The organism is Tritonibacter mobilis, from assembly GCF_001681715.1.
Taxonomy (GTDB): Bacteria; Pseudomonadota; Alphaproteobacteria; order Rhodobacterales; family Rhodobacteraceae; genus Epibacterium; species Epibacterium mobile.
Genome location: NZ_LNWY01000024.1, coordinates 81,231 through 96,896, shown reverse-complemented (window position 1 = coordinate 96,896; position 15,666 = coordinate 81,231). Strand labels below are relative to the sequence as shown.

General features: G+C 61.4%; 15 protein-coding genes and 1 tRNA gene. 6 read left to right on the top strand and 10 right to left on the bottom strand.

Annotated elements, in window-relative coordinates:
• Positions 1-70: 70 nt before the first annotated feature.
• From ihfA to UB90_RS20110, 4 genes are all read left to right on the top strand, one after another.
• Positions 71-373: an integration host factor subunit alpha gene (gene ihfA / locus UB90_RS20125; protein WP_005623412.1), complete on the top strand. Its 303-nt coding sequence runs from the start codon at positions 71-73 to the stop codon at positions 371-373.
• Positions 374-478: 105 nt separating this feature from the next.
• Positions 479-2,599 (top strand): MerR family transcriptional regulator, encoded by a 2,121-nt coding sequence (locus UB90_RS22620; protein WP_074712620.1) that lies wholly within the window; start codon positions 479-481, stop codon positions 2,597-2,599.
• 101 nt (positions 2,600-2,700) lie between these two features.
• Positions 2,701-2,777: transfer RNA gene (locus UB90_RS20115), tRNA-Pro, on the top strand.
• Positions 2,778-2,940: 163 nt separating this feature from the next.
• Positions 2,941-4,020 (top strand): 2'-deoxycytidine 5'-triphosphate deaminase, encoded by a 1,080-nt coding sequence (locus tag UB90_RS20110; RefSeq protein WP_065326601.1) that lies wholly within the window; start codon positions 2,941-2,943, stop codon positions 4,018-4,020.
• Positions 4,021-4,028: 8 nt separating this feature from the next.
• On the opposite strand, the gene UB90_RS20105 is transcribed toward UB90_RS20110, so the two are convergent.
• Positions 4,029-4,553 (bottom strand): Lrp/AsnC family transcriptional regulator, encoded by a 525-nt coding sequence (locus UB90_RS20105; RefSeq protein WP_009178969.1) that lies wholly within the window; start codon positions 4,551-4,553, stop codon positions 4,029-4,031.
• A gap of 86 nt (positions 4,554-4,639) precedes the next feature.
• Between UB90_RS20105 and UB90_RS20100 the strand changes: the two genes are divergently transcribed.
• Positions 4,640-5,836: an MFS transporter gene (locus tag UB90_RS20100; RefSeq protein ID WP_065332070.1), complete on the top strand. Its 1,197-nt coding sequence runs from the start codon at positions 4,640-4,642 to the stop codon at positions 5,834-5,836.
• On the opposite strand, the gene UB90_RS20095 is transcribed toward UB90_RS20100, so the two are convergent.
• The 7 genes from UB90_RS20095 to UB90_RS20065 all read right to left on the bottom strand — a co-directional run bounded on the left by UB90_RS20095 (position 5,790) and on the right by UB90_RS20065 (position 13,166).
• Positions 5,790-6,029 (bottom strand): hypothetical protein, encoded by a 240-nt coding sequence (locus tag UB90_RS20095; RefSeq protein ID WP_009178719.1) that lies wholly within the window; start codon positions 6,027-6,029, stop codon positions 5,790-5,792. The two genes, UB90_RS20100 and UB90_RS20095, sit on opposite strands and share 47 nt — an antisense overlap.
• Before the next feature lie 88 nt (positions 6,030-6,117).
• The gene (gene scpB / locus UB90_RS20090) at positions 6,118-6,726 is read right to left on the bottom strand and encodes an SMC-Scp complex subunit ScpB (RefSeq protein ID WP_227431662.1); all 609 of its coding nucleotides are present in this window, start codon (positions 6,724-6,726) and stop codon (positions 6,118-6,120) included.
• A 75-nt stretch (positions 6,727-6,801) separates the two neighbouring features.
• Positions 6,802-7,599 (bottom strand): segregation and condensation protein A, encoded by a 798-nt coding sequence (locus tag UB90_RS20085; RefSeq protein ID WP_009179018.1) that lies wholly within the window; start codon positions 7,597-7,599, stop codon positions 6,802-6,804.
• Positions 7,592-8,686, bottom strand: a complete 1,095-nt coding sequence (locus UB90_RS20080) for a glycoside hydrolase family 3 N-terminal domain-containing protein (RefSeq protein ID WP_065326599.1) — start codon at positions 8,684-8,686, stop codon at positions 7,592-7,594. Before UB90_RS20080 ends, UB90_RS20085 begins: the two co-directional genes overlap by 8 nt.
• Before the next feature lie 4 nt (positions 8,687-8,690).
• Positions 8,691-10,001: an SPOR domain-containing protein gene (locus UB90_RS20075; protein WP_074712622.1), complete on the bottom strand. Its 1,311-nt coding sequence runs from the start codon at positions 9,999-10,001 to the stop codon at positions 8,691-8,693.
• A gap of 113 nt (positions 10,002-10,114) precedes the next feature.
• Complete coding sequence (gene argS, locus UB90_RS20070; RefSeq protein ID WP_065326598.1) at positions 10,115-11,857, bottom strand: arginine--tRNA ligase; 1,743 nt, start codon at positions 11,855-11,857, stop codon at positions 10,115-10,117.
• Between the two features lie 166 nt (positions 11,858-12,023).
• Complete coding sequence (locus UB90_RS20065; protein WP_065326597.1) at positions 12,024-13,166, bottom strand: deoxyguanosinetriphosphate triphosphohydrolase; 1,143 nt, start codon at positions 13,164-13,166, stop codon at positions 12,024-12,026.
• 90 nt (positions 13,167-13,256) lie between these two features.
• Between UB90_RS20065 and UB90_RS20060 the strand changes: the two genes are divergently transcribed.
• The gene (locus UB90_RS20060) at positions 13,257-13,580 is read left to right on the top strand and encodes a HesB/IscA family protein (protein WP_009178672.1); all 324 of its coding nucleotides are present in this window, start codon (positions 13,257-13,259) and stop codon (positions 13,578-13,580) included.
• A 30-nt stretch (positions 13,581-13,610) separates the two neighbouring features.
• Here UB90_RS20060 and UB90_RS20055 read toward each other — a convergent pair whose 3' ends face one another.
• Together UB90_RS20055 and UB90_RS20050 are read right to left on the bottom strand one after the other, a co-directional pair.
• Positions 13,611-14,594, bottom strand: coding sequence for a DMT family transporter (locus UB90_RS20055; RefSeq protein WP_065326596.1), 984 nt, complete (start codon positions 14,592-14,594; stop codon positions 13,611-13,613).
• Complete coding sequence (locus UB90_RS20050) at positions 14,591-15,655, bottom strand: DUF6902 family protein (RefSeq protein WP_065326595.1); 1,065 nt, start codon at positions 15,653-15,655, stop codon at positions 14,591-14,593. Before UB90_RS20050 ends, UB90_RS20055 begins: the two co-directional genes overlap by 4 nt.
• Positions 15,656-15,666 lie beyond the last annotated feature (11 nt).

The window sequence follows — 15,666 nt, the reverse complement described above, 5'->3', positions numbered from 1 at the left end:
CTTCCAATTCATTGATATTGACAGGTAAATTCCTGACCTCCTATTGTTTTGGGAAACAACGGGGATGGCAATGACAGAGAAAACGATTACGAGAATGGATCTGAGCGAGGCAGTGTTTCGCGAAGTAGGCCTGTCACGCAACGAAAGCGCGCAACTGGTGGAGAGCATGCTCCAGCATATGTCCGACGCTTTGGTGCGCGGCGAACAGGTAAAGATCTCTTCCTTTGGTACCTTTAGTGTGCGCGATAAATCCGCGCGTGTCGGGCGCAATCCCAAAACCGGTGAAGAAGTGCCGATCCAGCCCCGCCGGGTGCTGACCTTCCGCCCCTCTCACCTAATGAAAGATCGCGTCGCGGACGGAAATAAGAGTTAACCGTCGTCGACTATAATGTTCGATGTCTCAATCTTGGCCCCCATCAGCGGGGCCACATCCATTTGCGCCAATCCTGTGCGCCACAGTGAATAAAGGGTCGTCCCAATGTCCAAGTCTCCTGACGCCTTTCGCACCATCAGCGAAGTCGCAGAATGGCTGGATGTCCCGGCCCATGTGCTGCGGTTCTGGGAAAGCAAATTCACGCAGGTAAAGCCAGTCAAACGCGCGGGGGGGCGGCGCTACTATCGCCCCACCGACATGCTGCTTTTGGGCGGCATTCAGAATCTGCTGCACGACAAAGGCCTGTCGATCAAAGACGCTCAGGCGCTCTTGCGTGAAGAAGGCATCCAGCACGTCCAGTCCTTGTCCAAACCTCTTGATGGCGAGGAAGAAGACGAATCACCGATTGAGGCAAAACCGGCGAGCAAATGGGTTGATCCCGCAGCCGCCGAGCCCGAGGCGGAAAAGCCGCGTCGCCCAGTGGTAGACCGCGAACCCCTCAGTGAAGAGGAACACGCGCCGCGCAAAGTGGCACCGCCCGCACCGCCGCCCTACCCTGCGGGACCGCCCAAAGCGGCCCCCACACCTGCGGCACCGGGTGCCGACGCGCCGCAGGCCGACGTTGCACCTTCGGCCCCTGTTGAGGCGCCATTGCCTGAATCGGATACGGCGCATGCACCGGCAAGCACCTCGCATGAGGTGGAATCGCCCGCGCCTGACTCGCCGGCACCTGCCGCCGCCGCCCCTCAGGCGTCAGAAAACGTGGCACCCACAGGGCCTGTGTCAGACGACAACACACCGATTGCAGATCATGCGCCCTCCACCGCGTTTGAGGATATGGGCGCTGCGCCTGTCGCTCCCTCACCGACAGCTGCACCGCAATCGGATGTCGCGCCTCAGACCACACCTGTCGCCCCAGCGTCCACTCGCCCGCCAGAAGCGCCTGCGCCCTCCGTTGGCGCCGCTCCTGCGGCTCAACCTGCCCCGGCTTCGGGTGCAGCGCAGCCCTCGCAGCCCAGCCTCTCTGCCGACGAGCCAAGCGAAACGGCACCGGCGGAGCTGCCACAGTCTGAGCTTTCGGCTGACGATCACTCAACCGACGCGCCCATATCCGCCGCGCCGCAGGAACAGGCCGTCGATCAGATTGCCATGCCCTTTGATCTGCCCGATGCCCCCGCACCCACGCGGGATGTGGCAAGTCAGGCGCAAGCGATCCAACAGGCCACCTCCCCGGCTTCTGCACCTGCACCGACAAGCGCCGCAAGCGCTCCCGCATCGAGCCATCAACAGGATTTCTTTGCCGCGCCGCCGCAGCAACAGACCGCCACCTCGCCTCAGTCGGAGCCTCAGTCGGAGGAGTTGCCAGCGGGTTTGCCCGAGGTTTCGCAAGAGCTGGGCACCGATGAGGCCACTCCCGAATCTCAGCCCATGGACGTGGCTCCTGCGACAGAGATGCGCGCGCCAGAGGTTTCCGAAGATATGATCGCAGCCGAGGACGTGGCGACAGAGGAGGTTGCGCCCTCTTTTGACGCACCGCCCGTTGACGAAAGTGCCGAGTTGCCAACAGAGGCGACCCCCGCTGCAGATCCTGTCGCAGAAAATGATTTCTCCTCAGACACCCCGGACGAGGTCGCAGAGACCGAGTTTGGCTCGACAGCAGAAGAAGAGGTGACGCCCGAAGAAACGGTCCAAGTGCCAGAACCGGCTCCGTCCTCCGATCCGGCTGCCGAAATGGCTGCGGCCATGGCGGCAGCGACAGCCGCACTTTCTGAGACACCTTCCGTCGAATTCGAGACAGACACTCCGGAGTTTGCCTCGGACACCACTGAGACAGACATCACCGATGCGGATGCTGAAAACATCTTTGCCGCAGTGGACGAGCCGCAGGATGATGCGATTGCGGACGCCGAGACCTCTCTCGATGCCGCCGCACAATCCTCCCTCCCGGAATCTGACTTTACCGCTCCGGATCAAGACCTTGCGGATGGTATGGATGCGGAACACGCGGCACCAGATGTTGCCGAGGCACCAGTCTCCGATATGGAACTGGGCAACAGCAGCACGCAACCGCGCCCCCGCATGATCGAGGTTTCAGACACCCCCACAGGTGATCTTCCGGCTGGATTGTTGCAGCGTCTGTCCGCACTCAACGCGCTGTCGGCTGTGCAGCAAGGGGAGCTTCGTGAAATTGCAACAGCCCTGCGCGGCATCATTGCATCGCGATAACCTTTGAAATCCCGCGCCCCCCGTGGGCACTTTGAAAAAGCGTGAAAAAATCGAATTCGCCTCTTGCCCCTGCCGCAAAAAGCAGTAGAAAGCTCCAACAACGGGCTATGGCGCAGCCTGGTAGCGCGTCCGTCTGGGGGACGGAAGGTCGCAGGTTCGAGTCCTGCTAGCCCGACCATAACAAAACGCCCGAGCGGTCAACGCTCGGGCGTTTGTGTATCCGCCACCTGCTTTGCCGTTGGTTTTCAAAGAGAATTCGCAACGCGCATCAAAGATATTGTGGCACGACAGAATATGCGTCAGCCTCCCTCGGGACAGGGACGCCATCAGGGGAACGGCATATGACCGGTGTTTTGCCCAGCCAGACGATCGAAACCATGCTCGCGCGCGAGGAGATCAAACTCGCCGCCCCCTTGATTGAGGGCCAAATCCAGCCCGCCAGCCTCGATCTGCGATTGGGCACCGTTGCTTACCGGGTGCGCGCGTCGTTCCTCGCGGGTCAGGGCCGCACTGTGGCCGAGCGCCTTGAAGAGTTTGAAATGCACCGCATTGACCTCAGCGATGGCGCGGTGCTGGAAAAGGGCTGCGTCTATGTGGTGCCCTTGATGGAATCGCTGGACCTGCCCTCAGACGTCACCGCCGTGGCCAACGCCAAAAGCTCCACCGGGCGGCTCGACCTTCTCACCCGCACCATCACCGATGGCGGCGAAGAATTCGACCGTATTCGCGCAGGCTATTCCGGCCCGCTCTATGCCGAGATCTGCCCGCGGTCGTTTTCCGTTCTGGCGCGTCCCGGCATGCGCCTCAATCAGATCCGCTTTCGCAACGGTCAGGCGGTGCTTGACGATGCCACTCTGGCCAAGCTGCACGCCGAAACCCCGCTGGTGGATGGCGAGGCTGTCATCGAGGATGGGCTGGGATTTTCCGTCGATCTGCGCCTGCCCGGCACCGATCTGGTGGGCTACCGCGCCAAACCGCACACGGGCGTGATCGACCTCGACCGGATCGCCGCCTACGACCCCCGCGACTATTGGGAGGAAGTGCGCAGCGACAAGGGCCGGATCATCCTTGATCCGGGGGCGTTTTATATCCTCGTGAGCCGCGAGGCCGTGCATATCCCGCCCGAATACGCCGCTGAGATGGCGCCTTATCTTGCGATGGTCGGCGAGTTCCGGGTGCATTACGCGGGCTTTTTTGACCCCGGCTTTGGCCATGCCGAAGCGGGCGGCGCTGGCTCTCGCGGGGTGCTTGAGGTGCGCTGCCATGAGGCGCCGTTTGTGCTCGAACACGGGCAAGTGGTGGGCCGTCTGGTTTATGAGCGCATGGCCGAACTGCCGCAACAGCTCTATGGCGCGGGCATTGCCTCGAACTATCAGGGCCAGGGGCTGAAACTGTCGAAACATTTCCGCGCACCGGAGTAACCGCCAGATCAACGCGGGTAGCTGACGCGTTCCAGATCTGCCGTGACATCGGCCTGCGCTGCACGTTCCAACACTGTCGACAGTGTCAGATAGGTGCTGGTGCCGCGCACGCCCTCAATGTCGTAGATCTTGGACAACAGCCCCTCCAGCGCATGCGGGCTTGCGACGCGGACCTTCATGATCAGGCAAGTATCCCCGGTGGTGGAGTGGATTTCCTCCACTTCGGGAAATTGCTCCAGCGCAATAATCTCGCGGGTCTTGCCCCAGCCGATGGTATCGACATGAACAAAGGCGAGAATGGGTTTGCCCACCTGCGCGCCGTCGATCTGTGCTACGGTGGCCTTAATCGCGCCAGACGCCCGCAACCGTTTCACCCGTTCATGCACCGCCGGGGCCGAGAGGCCGACCTGCTCGCTGATGGCGGCATAGGATTGGGTTGCGTCGCGGCTCAATGCGCCTAATATTTTTCGGTCCAGGGCATCAATACCCCGGCTGGAACGGGAGCTGCTCCGAATGGTCTCTGTTTTTTCCATCTCTCGGTCTTTAACATCTTCACAGAATGACTTTCACCGATTAGGCCAAACTGCCGAATGAAATTCAACATCAATCGAGACCTCTCATGTCACCTTCTGCCCCGCCGCTCTGGATCTCTATCGCCACATTGATGTGTGCCATTGCCATCGTGGGCACCAACGCGCTGCTGCTGTCGCCGCTGGTGCAGACGGTGGGGGCGGATCTTGCGGCCAGCCCGGCGCAGGTGCTCTGGGCCTCCAGCGGCTATGGGCTTGGCGTGGCGGCGGCGGCGCTGATGCTCGCGCCCATAGGCGACCGCATCGGTGCAGGCCGGCTGTTGCGGATGGCCCTTGCCGCGCTGACGCTTGGCTTTATCGCGAGCGCGCTGGCCCCCACGCTGGTCGCCCTGATCGCAGCGCAGGTGCTCTGTGGGATCGCCGGGGGGGCCGCGCTGCCGTCGATCTACACCATGGCCGCCGTGATCGCACCAAAGGGCCGCGAGGCGCGTGTGGTGGGCGCGGTTCTCACCGGCTGGACACTGTCGCTGGTGCTGGGCGTCAGCCTTGCTGCGTGGAGCGCAGAACTGGTGGGGTGGCGCATGGTCTATGGTGCGCTGGCGGCGCTCTGTGCGCTGGTCTGGGGGCTCAGCGCTCCGCTGGCACGTCTGGACGAGCCGGGCGGATCGGCAAGCTCACCTCTGAGCGCGCTCAGGGTTCCGGGGATGGGACGCGGCATTCTGGCCTCTGTAGGGCTGATGCTCAGCTTCTACGTGACCTATTCCTACACCGGCGCCCATGCCACGGTCACCCTTGGTCTCAGCACCGGTCAGGCGGGGCTGTTGCCACTGATCTATGGGCTTGGCTTTGGGGGCGCGGTGCTGCTCGACCCGCTTTTGGACCGGATCGGCATGGCGCGGGCCACAACGCCGGTTTTCCTCGCGCTCAGCCTTGTTTACGTGGCCATGGGTGTCTTTGGTGCCAGCTATCCGCTGTTTCTTGCACTGGCGGTTCTGTGGGGGATCTTCCAGCACTTTGGGCTGAACCTGCTGGTGGCGCGTCTGACGGTACTGGATGTGCGCCAGCGCGGTGCCATCATGGGGCTTTACTCCACCACCACATATCTCAGCGTCTTTGCAGCCCCGTTTGTCGGCGGGATCGGATTTCAGGCCCTCGGCATCCTAGGCTGTGTGCTGATATCAGCCGCGCTCACCACGATTGCCGCGATTGAGGCGCTCAGCCTGCGCCGCACACTCCCCTTCAGGACTGATCCCGCTGCGCCCGACGTGCCCGACGCGCCTGCCTGACTTCACGGATGCGCTCACGCTCGGCCTGTTCTTCTGGAGTGCGTTCGGCGCGCTGCGGCGGGTGATCTCCACGGCTTGATTTCTTGCCGCCGCCACGTTTGGCGACAGCGTTGATCCCGGCGTTTACGCCCGCGTTCACCGCCCGCCCGATCAGGCGGCGCAGGACCATATTGGCGATCCGGTCAAATCCCATAAAAACCTCGCTGGGGTTGCTGTGATATCAACTGCACTCTTCCATATAGGGGCAGAGTGCGGCGATTTCTTGGCATCGCGCACTTGCATCAGTCTTCGTCGAACAACTCTGGTTGTTCTGCGTCGCGGCGTTCGTCCTCGCTGTCGCCCTGACCGATGGGGAATGCGCCCGGTGGTGGGCGGTTTTCCAAGAGCCCGGCGGCGCGCAGCTCCTTAAGCCCCGGCAGATCACGCGCGCTTTCCAGACCAAAGTGATCCAGAAAGGTCGGCGTCACCACAAAGGTCACCGGCCGCCCCGGTGTCATCTTGCGCCGCCCCAGCCGAATCCACTCCATCTCCAGAAGCTGGTCGATGGTGCCGCGCGACACCGATACGCCGCGGATCTCTTCGATCTCGGCCCGGGTCACCGGCTGATGATAGGCGATGATCGCCAAAGTCTCGATGGCGGCGCGCGACAGCTTGCGGCTCTCCACCGTTTCCTTCTGCATCAGATAGCCAAGATCCGGCGCCGTGCGCATCGCCCATGTATCGCCCACCTGCACCACGCGCACACCGCGCCCCTCATAGCGCTTGCGCAGATGCTCCAGCGCCTCGCCCGGGTTGCAGCCATGCGGCATGCGCGACATCAGATCGCGCACCGTCACAGGCTCCGCACTGGCGAAGAGCACCGCCTCCACCATGCGTTCCTGTTCCGCCATGGGGGGCGCATCAAACAGGCTGTCGCTGTCACGGCGCGGCGGCTGCTGCGCGTCAGTCTGGGTCTGGTCGTCCAATCAACTCTCCTCTGGCCGGTTGCGCAGCTGGATCGGGGCAAAACTCTCGCTCTGGCGGATTTCCAGCTTGCCCTCCTTCACCAGTTGCAGCGAAGCGGCGAATGTCGCGGCGGTGGCCGAGCGGCGCTTGACCGGGTCACTGTGCCAGCCATCCGGCAGGTAGCTCAGCATATCGGTCCAACTGCCGGTAAAGCCAAGCAGCCCGCGCATGCGTTCTAATGCTTCTTCCATGGTGAACACGCTGTCACGGTCCATCACAAAGGGGCGGAATTCATCCTTGGTGCGGATGCGGGCATAGCCCTGCATCAGGTCGAGGAGGTTCGCGGTGTAGGTCACCGTCTTGATGCGCTGCACATCCTCGGCCTGTCCCCGCGCAAAGAAATCGCGCCCCAACCGGTCACGCGCCATCAGGCGGGCCGCCGCATCGCGCATGGCCTGCAAACGCTCCAGTTGGAAGGCCAGATGTGCGGCCAGTTCCTCGCCGGAGGGGCCTTCCTCTTCGGGGTCCGGGGGCAGCAGCAGGCGGGATTTCAGGAACGCCAGCCAGGCCGCCATTACCAGATAGTCGGCCGCCAGCTCGATGCGCAGCTCCTTGGCCTTTTCCACAAAGGTCAGGTACTGGCGCGCCAGCTCGTAGACAGAGATCTGGCGCAGATCGACCTTCTGCGTGCGCGACAGCGTCAGCAGCAGATCAAGCGGCCCTTCAAAGCCCTGCACATCCACGATCAGCGCCTCCGCTTCGAGCCGCTCCTCGACCGTCAGTGTGTCCTCTGGAAATAGCGAGTCTTCGTCAGCCATATACCTGTCCGCCCATGAGGGCAGATAGTTCCGCTTCCACCGCCTCGGTGTCAAGCGCAGCAGGGGTTTGGCGGCAGGCGAATGCGGCCTCGGCGCGCCGTTGTGCGGCGTCAGTCATCAAGCCGGCAGCCTCCACAACGGCAGCACGGGCGGCCAGCGAGGAGTTGCAGAACAGCGCAACATCGCAGCCTGCATCGAGGGATGCCCTCGCAATTGCCCCGGCCGCCATGTCTGGATCGTCTGGCCGCAGACCTTCCCCCCGGTAGGGCGCTTCGTCCCCACCCAGGCTCGGGCGGTGTCCTGGTTTCTGAAGCTCAGGTGCCCACAAGGCCTTCATCGAGATGTCATCCGTCATCACCAGACCATCATAGCCCAGTTCCTGCCGGATCACCTGCATCATCACAGGCGAGAGCGTCGCCGGGCGCGGATCAAACGCGTCGTAAACCAGATGTGCCGTCATCGCCATCGGCAGATCCCTGAGTTGCGCAAAGGCGGCAAAATCCTCGGCCCGCAGCACCTCGACCGGGGCCGTCACATGTGGCAGATCATGGTGGCTGTCCATGGTGGAGCGCCCATGTCCGGGGATATGTTTCATCACCGGCACCACGCCACCATCCAGATGCCCCTCGGCACAGGCGCGGGCAATGGCGGCCACATCGGCGGCATCGGTCCCGTAACAGCGATTGCGCAGGAACGGATGCGTCCCCGCGCCCGCGACATCCGCCAGCGGCGCACAATTGCTGTCGATGCCAAGGTCGTGCAGTTCCGCCGCAATCAGCCGCGCCCGCAGATACATCGCCCGCATGGGGTCAGAGGCTGCCTCCAAATGATCCAGCGCCGGACGCCACTCGCGCGCAAGCGGCGTGCGCAACCGCTGCACCCGACCCCCTTCCTGATCAATGGTGATCAGACAGTCATGCCCCGCCGCCGCGCGAAAATCATCACACAGCGCGCGCACCTGATCGGCGCTCTCGATATTGCGGGCAAAGAGGATAAAGCCAAAAGGCGCTGCTTCTCGAAACAGCGCCTTTTCATCAGCCGTAAGACGCAGACCTTCTGCGTCGAGGATCGTCGCACCAAACCGCATTGGATCAGCGCATCGTCACAGGGATACAATCCGCATTGCCCGCCACAAGGGCAGAGCAGAAGCGACGTGCATCCGACAGATCTTCAAATCCATGGGCGCGCAGACGGTAGAAAATACGGCCACCGCTTTCGGCGCGCTGCACCACCCGCGCCTTGTCATCAAAGAACTCACCAAACTTGGCGCTGATCCGGGTCCATTCGCTGCGCGCCACTTCGGCGCTCTCATAGGCACCAAGCTGAGCCAACCGCGTGCCCACTTCAAGGCTCTTGGGGTCGATATCAACGGTACCACGCGCAGGTTGCACAGCTGCCGTCCCGGATGCAGGCGCAGGCGAGAACCGGGCCGGGCGCACCAGCGGACGCGGGGTTTCACGCACACCCGGCGCATTGCGCACCGCTGCCGGAACAGTGGTGATCGCCGCAACATCCGTGGTGTCCAAAGGTGCGGGCTGCGTGATCGAGGCAGATGTTTCGCGCAAATCCTCAAGCGGGATCGCATCTTCGGTGAGCGACGCCACAAGTGCGTCGATATCATTGTTGCGCTGCTCCAGCGGCGACACCTCTGCCACCTCTTCTGGGCCTTCAACCGTGGCACTCAGGCCAGAATCCTGCGCGGCATATTCTGCTTCCAACGCAGCTTCTTCCTCAGCCGCCTGTGTCAGGGTTGGGATCGGCTGGTCATCTTCGGTCAGCGCAATCGCCTCGGGTGCCAGTTGCAGACGGTCTGCCGGATCTTCGGCGATGCCATTGGCGGCGACCGAATTCACCGCAAGCCCCTGATTGTCGGCCAATTCACCGCCCGGGTTCTCCGGCGCAATCCGCATCGGTCCAGAAAGCGCGCTCACCACGGGTACACCGGACACATCCCGCATGATCAGCTTGTAGCCCCACATGGAGATGCTCACCACCAGCGCAATCGACGCCGCAGCGCCCAGAAATGCCGCCATACGACCCAATTCGCTGCGACCGGGCGGAGGCGCAAAAAGCTCGGCCTCATCGCCACCATAGCCATCGCCATAGTCGCCCACATAGTCATAACCGGCTTCGGGATACCCGCCTTGCGCGCTTGCTCCTCCTGTCGCCCCCCCGACACCGGAGAAGGTGCCGACATTCACGGTCGGCGACTGGCTGATGCCAAAGCTCGGATAGGATGTCTGCGCCACTGGCTCCGCCTCGGGCTCCGCCGGATAGCTCTGCACCGGATCGGGTGCGCGCGAATACTGATGAGAGGAGAACGGATCGAAAGCGGAGCCTCCGCTGTCACCATCGCCATTTGAAGAGGGAGCGCCCGCGCCCACCTGTGCAAAATATGCCATATCCGCCTCACTGCCCGATTATCGCAGACACCCCACCACCGAAATAAGGGCGGGATATCTGCGCTTTGGGTCTCTTGATCTGCCTCGATCCGGCGGTTCGGGTGACTTTGGTGTCACATCTCCTGCGCCGGTTTGACGCCAAGAATACCAAGCCCGGCGGAAATGACAATGGAAACAGCCCGCGCCAGCGCCAAATTGGCATGTGTTGCCGATTCGCTGCTCTCGTTAACAAATCGTAAACTTTCTTCAGATTTGCCAAGGTGGTACAGCCCGTGCAGATCTGACGCCAGATCATAGAGGAAAAACGCAATCCGGTGCGGCTCATTGGTGCGCGCCGCGATCTCAACCTGACGCGGCCACTCGGCGATTTTCCGCGCGACCGACAGTTGCGCCTCATCTGTAAGCTGGCCCAGATCCGCCGCGTTCAGTGTCGCATCATCACAGGCGATCCCCGCCTCGCGCGCTTTGCGTAGGGTCGAGTGGATCCGCGCGTTGGCGTATTGCACGTAAAAGACCGGATTGTCCTTGGACTGCTCCAGCGCCTTATCGAGATCAAAGTCAAAGCCCTGATCGTTCTTACGTGTCAGCAGCATAAAGCGGGTCACATCCGCCCCCACCGCATCAACCACATCGCGCAGGGTCACAAAGGTCCCTGCCCGCTTGGACATCTTGAACTCCTGACCGTCCTTAAACAGCTTCACCAACTGGCAGAGTTTAATATCAAGCGGCACCTGACCATCAGAGAGCGCCGACACCGCCGCCTTCATCCGTTTGACATAGCCGCCATGATCGGCCCCAAAAATGTCGATCAGCATGTCAAAGCCACGGCTGACCTTGTCATAGTGATAGGCGATATCGGGCGCAAAATAGGTCCATGCGCCATCGGATTTCTTCACCGGGCGATCAACATCATCGCCGTGCTCGGTGGATTTGAACAGGGTCTGGACGCGGGGCTCCCAATCGTCAGGCTTTTTGCCCTTCGGCGGCTCCAGCACGCCTTCATAGATCAGGCCCTTGGCATCAAGGCTCTCCAGCGCGGCTTCGATCCGCCCGGTGCCATAAAGCGATTTCTCCGAGTAGAAGACATCCATCTTCACGCCCAAGAGGCCCAGATCCTCACGGATCAGATCCATCATCATCTCGGTGGCAAACGCGCGCACCTCTTCCAGCCAGACATCCTCGGGCTGGCCAACGAAGGTATCGCCAAACTTCTCTTTCAGCGCCGCGCCGACGTCTTTCAGGTATTCCCCCGGATAGGTGCCATCGGGGAATTCCACACTCTGGCCATGGGCCTCGAGGTAGCGCAGATAGGCGGAGCGGGCGAGCACATCGACCTGCGCGCCGCCATCGTTGATGTAATATTCGCGGGTGACGTCATAACCTGCGTAATCCAAAAGGCTCGCCAAGGCGTCGCCAAAGACCGCACCCCGCGTATGGCCCACATGCAGCGGGCCTGTCGGATTGGCGGACACATATTCCACGTTCACCCGTTTGCCCTGCCCCATGTCAGAGCGGCCATAGGCCTCACCCTCATGGAGCGCCTTGCCCAGCACGCCCTGCCAGACCGACAGATCCAGCCGCAGGTTCAAAAACCCCGGCCCCGCCACCTCGGCAGAGGTGATGCGCGCATCCTGACCGAGCTTTGCAGCCAGCGCCTCGGCAATATCGCGCGGCTTCATCTTTGCAGGTTTCGCCAGAACCATCGCCGCATTGGTCGCCATATCCCCATGCGCCGCATCTCGGGGCGGCTCCACGGCAACATTGGCAAAATCGAGCCCCTCCGGCAGGGCCCCCTCGGCCGTCATGGCCGCAAGGCTGTCGATCACAAGCGTACGGATATCGGTAAAGAGGTTCATATCTGGCGTCCCATAGGTATCAGCTTCTGCGGATACCGAGGGGCGCGCTCAGGGTCAACCGCCTAGCACGGCCTGCCCTCAGCCACCCCATCTCTTCTAACCCCAAATATCCCGGAGCGCGAGGCAGAGCCTCGCATCCCCGACCGCCTCAAGAGACGTCAGAAAATCACGCCCCAAGCGCCAGCTCATCATAAAGCTGCAGTGCAAAGCGATCCGTCATCCCGGCGATATAATCCGAGACGATCCGCGCACGGTCCGTCTCGCTCTCGGCTTTACGGATTTCTGCGTGCCAACGCTCCGGCATCGCCATGGTGTTCTTAAGGTAATAGGCAAACAGCGCCTTCACCACCACGGCCACACGTTCGCGCACCACCATCACCGAGGGCGCGCGGTACATCTGCGTGAACATAAATCCCCGCAGCTCTTTCAACTGAGCCCAGACCTCATCCGAGAACGTCACAACCGCATGATCCAATGCGCGGATTTCTTCGACCGATTGCGCGCCAGAGGCGGCGACCTTGGCCCTAGATGTGTCGATCACGTCGCTCACCATCACCCCGAAGAACCGGCGCAGCGCCTCATGGCGGCGGCGACTCTTATCAAGGCCCGGATATTTTGCATCCACCTCCGCATAGGCCGGCGCAATAATCGACAGGCTGCACACATCGTCATCGTTGAACAGGCCCGCACGCAGACCGTCATGCAAATCGTGGTGGTTATAGGCGATGTCATCCGCCAAGGCCGCCACCTGCGCCTCGGCGCTGGCGTGAGTGTGCAGCTCCAGATCAATACCATTATTACAGGCCGCCAGCGCCCACGGCAGATCGCCGACCACGGGGCCGTTGTGCTTGGCAATCGCCTCCAGCGTCTCCCATGTGAGGTTCAGCCCATCAAATTCGGCATAGTGTTTTTCCAGCGCGGTCACGATGCGGATCGCCTGCGCATTGTGATCAAAGCCGCCGTAAGGCGCCATCATCTCATGCAGCGCATCCTCGCCAGTGTGGCCAAAGGGCGTATGACCCAGATCATGCGCCAGCGCCACGGCCTCGGTGAGCTCCTGATTAAGCCCCAGCGCCCCCGCAATGGTACGCCCCACCTGCGCCACCTCGATCGAATGGGTCAAACGGGTGCGGTAATTGTCGCCCTCGTGCTCGACAAAGACCTGTGTTTTGTGCTTTAGCCGCCGAAAGGCGCTGGCATGGATAATCCGGTCCCGATCCCGTTGGAACGGCGAGCGAAAACTGCTCTCTTCCTCGGAAACGGATCGCCCGCGCGAACGGTCGGGCATGGTGGCATAGGGCGCGTACATGTGTTTCTTTTCCCCGGCAAATCTTGTCGCCTCGCGCGCACCTTTCTATATTTGACCTGACGCTGCAACACGCCATCGGAGAAAACCAGCATGCAACTGCCCCCAAAAGTGACGGATCGCGCCTTTGACCGGCTCGCCGAGATTGGCGCAGCGGATCAGGGCCAGGCCCTGCGCATCGCGGTCGAAGGCGGCGGCTGCTCGGGCTTTCAGTATGAAATCGCGCTCGACACGCCCAAGGCGGATGATCTCGTGCTCGAAGGCAAGGGTCAGAAAGTCGTCGTCGACGAAATCTCCCTGCCCTTTCTGGAAAACGCGGTGATCGACTTCACCGAGGAACTGATCGGCGCGCGCTTTACGATTGAGAACCCCAACGCCACCTCCAGCTGCGGCTGCGGTACGTCCTTTTCCATGTAATCTGAGGGTAGTCGCTGGCGTGCTGGGGGCTTAGCGCCCCGCCCGCCACGCGCCACCGCGCCGGACACTGCGCCCTTCGGTGATGCCGCGCGCCTCAGGGCGCCCGCGGCGTCGGCTGGCGTTGGGCGTGACGACTGCGGCGGCCACCGGCACCCTGCGCGTGCCCTGCGCCTGATCCCAGATCAAAAACACCCCGGATGCCGCAACCACTGCCATCCCGAGATAGGTCGAGACAAAAGGCACTTCGCCGAAAAACAACAAGCCGATCAGGGCCATCCAGACAAATTGCAGATTGAGCAACGGCGTCACCGTGTAGGCTGGCAATTGTCTCAGCGCCAGAACCAGCAGCCAGCGCGCGCCAAACAACAATACGGCATAGGCTCCGATCCACCCGACATCCGCACCTTCCATCGGGCGCCAGACGAAGGGCAGAAAGCACATCATCACGATGCCCAGCGTCAGATTGGGGTAAAACACCTGCGCCAAGACATTGCTGTCATAGCGGCTGATATAGCGCGCCATGATGATCGACAGCGTCCCAAAGCCCACGCCACTCACCGCCAGAGCCGAACCAATGACACCGCCCACCTGCACCGTCGGGCGCATCACCAGAATACCCACGACCCCAAGGCTGAGCGCCAGCCACACGACAGGACGGATGCGTTCCTTCAGGATCACCCCGGACATCAGCGCCGCCATCAAGGGCATCAACGCGATAAAGACAAAAACCTCCGCCAGGGCCAGATAGCGAAACGCGAGATAAAACGACGTACAGGACAGAACGGTCGCAGCCGAACGCAGCATCATGGCCCGCCTGCAGGTGGTCCGCAATCCGTCGGGGTGCCCCTGCACCCGGCTGACAATCGCGCAAAACCCGGCAACCAGCAGACCGGAGACCGCGAACAATTGTGCCGGGGCAAATCCCCCGGCCATCATCTTTACGATCCCATCCGCAGCAGCAATCAGCCCCGTGTAGAGCAACACCGCCAACACCCCTGCGGTGATGGCATTCATGCGCTGCCCACTTGGCCGAACCGAGAGAATGTCTCAAAGAAAGGTTCGAACACTTGAGTGCTTTCTTCGGCGCGACGCAGCACGTCCCCCTCTTCGGAACTGAGCGATTGCAGCAGCGGCTCGCGCACCCGCGCCCAAGATCCGGGCGCTTGATCCAACAGGGTATAGAGTGCCATCGACATGCCTCGCAACGCACCGGGACGCCCCGGCCCTTCAATCACAACCGTACCTTTACAGTCTGCATCAGAAAAACCCGTGCGTCCAACCAGAAGTTGAAACCAGTTGCACATAAGGTAGGGATGGTAGTCATCGTGACCGACCCGCCCCGGAACGGATTGCAGGGTAAATCGCTGTGTTTGTCGCTCCAGCCAATGGCACCAATCTTGCGGCGGCTGCTCATCGCAAAACGTAAGAGCAATACAAATTTCGGCCAAAAGATCGGAATCCTGATCCAAAAACGCAATCAAACCGGCAAATAATAGGCTTTGACGCTCTGGTTCTTCCAGTTGCAGCGGCTTACGACCATATTCTGTGAGGTAAAACACCACATGCGTGAGCTCATAAGCCGCCTTACGATTTGGCACCGCAAAGCCTGAGGTGCGCCGCATAAAGGCGCGCAGTCGGTCATCAAGCCCCTCTACATCGCGCAATTCAACGCCGCGCCGTGCCAGCAACCTGCGCGCCTCTCCCCGTTGCAGATCCGACAGCTCATGCGCGCCTACATTCTGGCTGGTAATCCATTCAGCCATAACTTCGCCCCGCTGTCCGGGAACGCCCAGATCCTCGAGATCGAGGCAGATCGACAGAATAAACCGGTAATACTGACGGAAAAAATTCAGATGCCGGAGGCTGCCTTCATAAAAAGGAAGCAGTGGCTCAAGACCGCCTTCAGATATATTACAATCTGTGGTTTCTAAAACATTGAGAAGCTCTGCATTTTCTTTCAACCACAATACATCCAACGGATCTCTTCGGAATGAACCAAAAGATTCCAATAATCCAGACACACCGGTTCTGGCTTTATTCAGACGCGCATTGGAAAAAGAAAGTACCTGCCCCATGAATACCTCTC

What these genes read in the sequence shown, in the direction of transcription:
- UB90_RS20075 (WP_074712622.1), bottom strand. Translation starts at nt 10,001, where the DNA reads ATGGCATATTTTGCACAGGTGGGCGCGGGCGCTCCCTCTTCAAATGGC.
- scpB (WP_227431662.1), bottom strand. Translation starts at nt 6,726, where the DNA reads ATGGCGGAACAGGAACGCATGGTGGAGGCGGTGCTCTTCGCCAGTGCG.
- UB90_RS20105 (WP_009178969.1), bottom strand. Translation starts at nt 4,553, where the DNA reads ATGGAAAAAACAGAGACCATTCGGAGCAGCTCCCGTTCCAGCCGGGGT.
- UB90_RS20085 (WP_009179018.1), bottom strand. Translation starts at nt 7,599, where the DNA reads ATGGCTGACGAAGACTCGCTATTTCCAGAGGACACACTGACGGTCGAG.
- UB90_RS20110 (WP_065326601.1), top strand. Translation starts at nt 2,941, where the DNA reads ATGACCGGTGTTTTGCCCAGCCAGACGATCGAAACCATGCTCGCGCGC.
- ihfA (WP_005623412.1), top strand. Translation starts at nt 71, where the DNA reads ATGACAGAGAAAACGATTACGAGAATGGATCTGAGCGAGGCAGTGTTT.
- UB90_RS22620 (WP_074712620.1), top strand. Translation starts at nt 479, where the DNA reads ATGTCCAAGTCTCCTGACGCCTTTCGCACCATCAGCGAAGTCGCAGAA.
- UB90_RS20100 (WP_065332070.1), top strand. Translation starts at nt 4,640, where the DNA reads ATGTCACCTTCTGCCCCGCCGCTCTGGATCTCTATCGCCACATTGATG.
- argS (WP_065326598.1), bottom strand. Translation starts at nt 11,857, where the DNA reads ATGAACCTCTTTACCGATATCCGTACGCTTGTGATCGACAGCCTTGCG.
- UB90_RS20055 (WP_065326596.1), bottom strand. Translation starts at nt 14,594, where the DNA reads ATGAATGCCATCACCGCAGGGGTGTTGGCGGTGTTGCTCTACACGGGG.
- UB90_RS20050 (WP_065326595.1), bottom strand. Translation starts at nt 15,655, where the DNA reads ATGGGGCAGGTACTTTCTTTTTCCAATGCGCGTCTGAATAAAGCCAGA.
- UB90_RS20095 (WP_009178719.1), bottom strand. Translation starts at nt 6,029, where the DNA reads ATGGGATTTGACCGGATCGCCAATATGGTCCTGCGCCGCCTGATCGGG.
- UB90_RS20065 (WP_065326597.1), bottom strand. Translation starts at nt 13,166, where the DNA reads ATGTACGCGCCCTATGCCACCATGCCCGACCGTTCGCGCGGGCGATCC.
- UB90_RS20060 (WP_009178672.1), top strand. Translation starts at nt 13,257, where the DNA reads ATGCAACTGCCCCCAAAAGTGACGGATCGCGCCTTTGACCGGCTCGCC.
- UB90_RS20080 (WP_065326599.1), bottom strand. Translation starts at nt 8,686, where the DNA reads ATGCGGTTTGGTGCGACGATCCTCGACGCAGAAGGTCTGCGTCTTACG.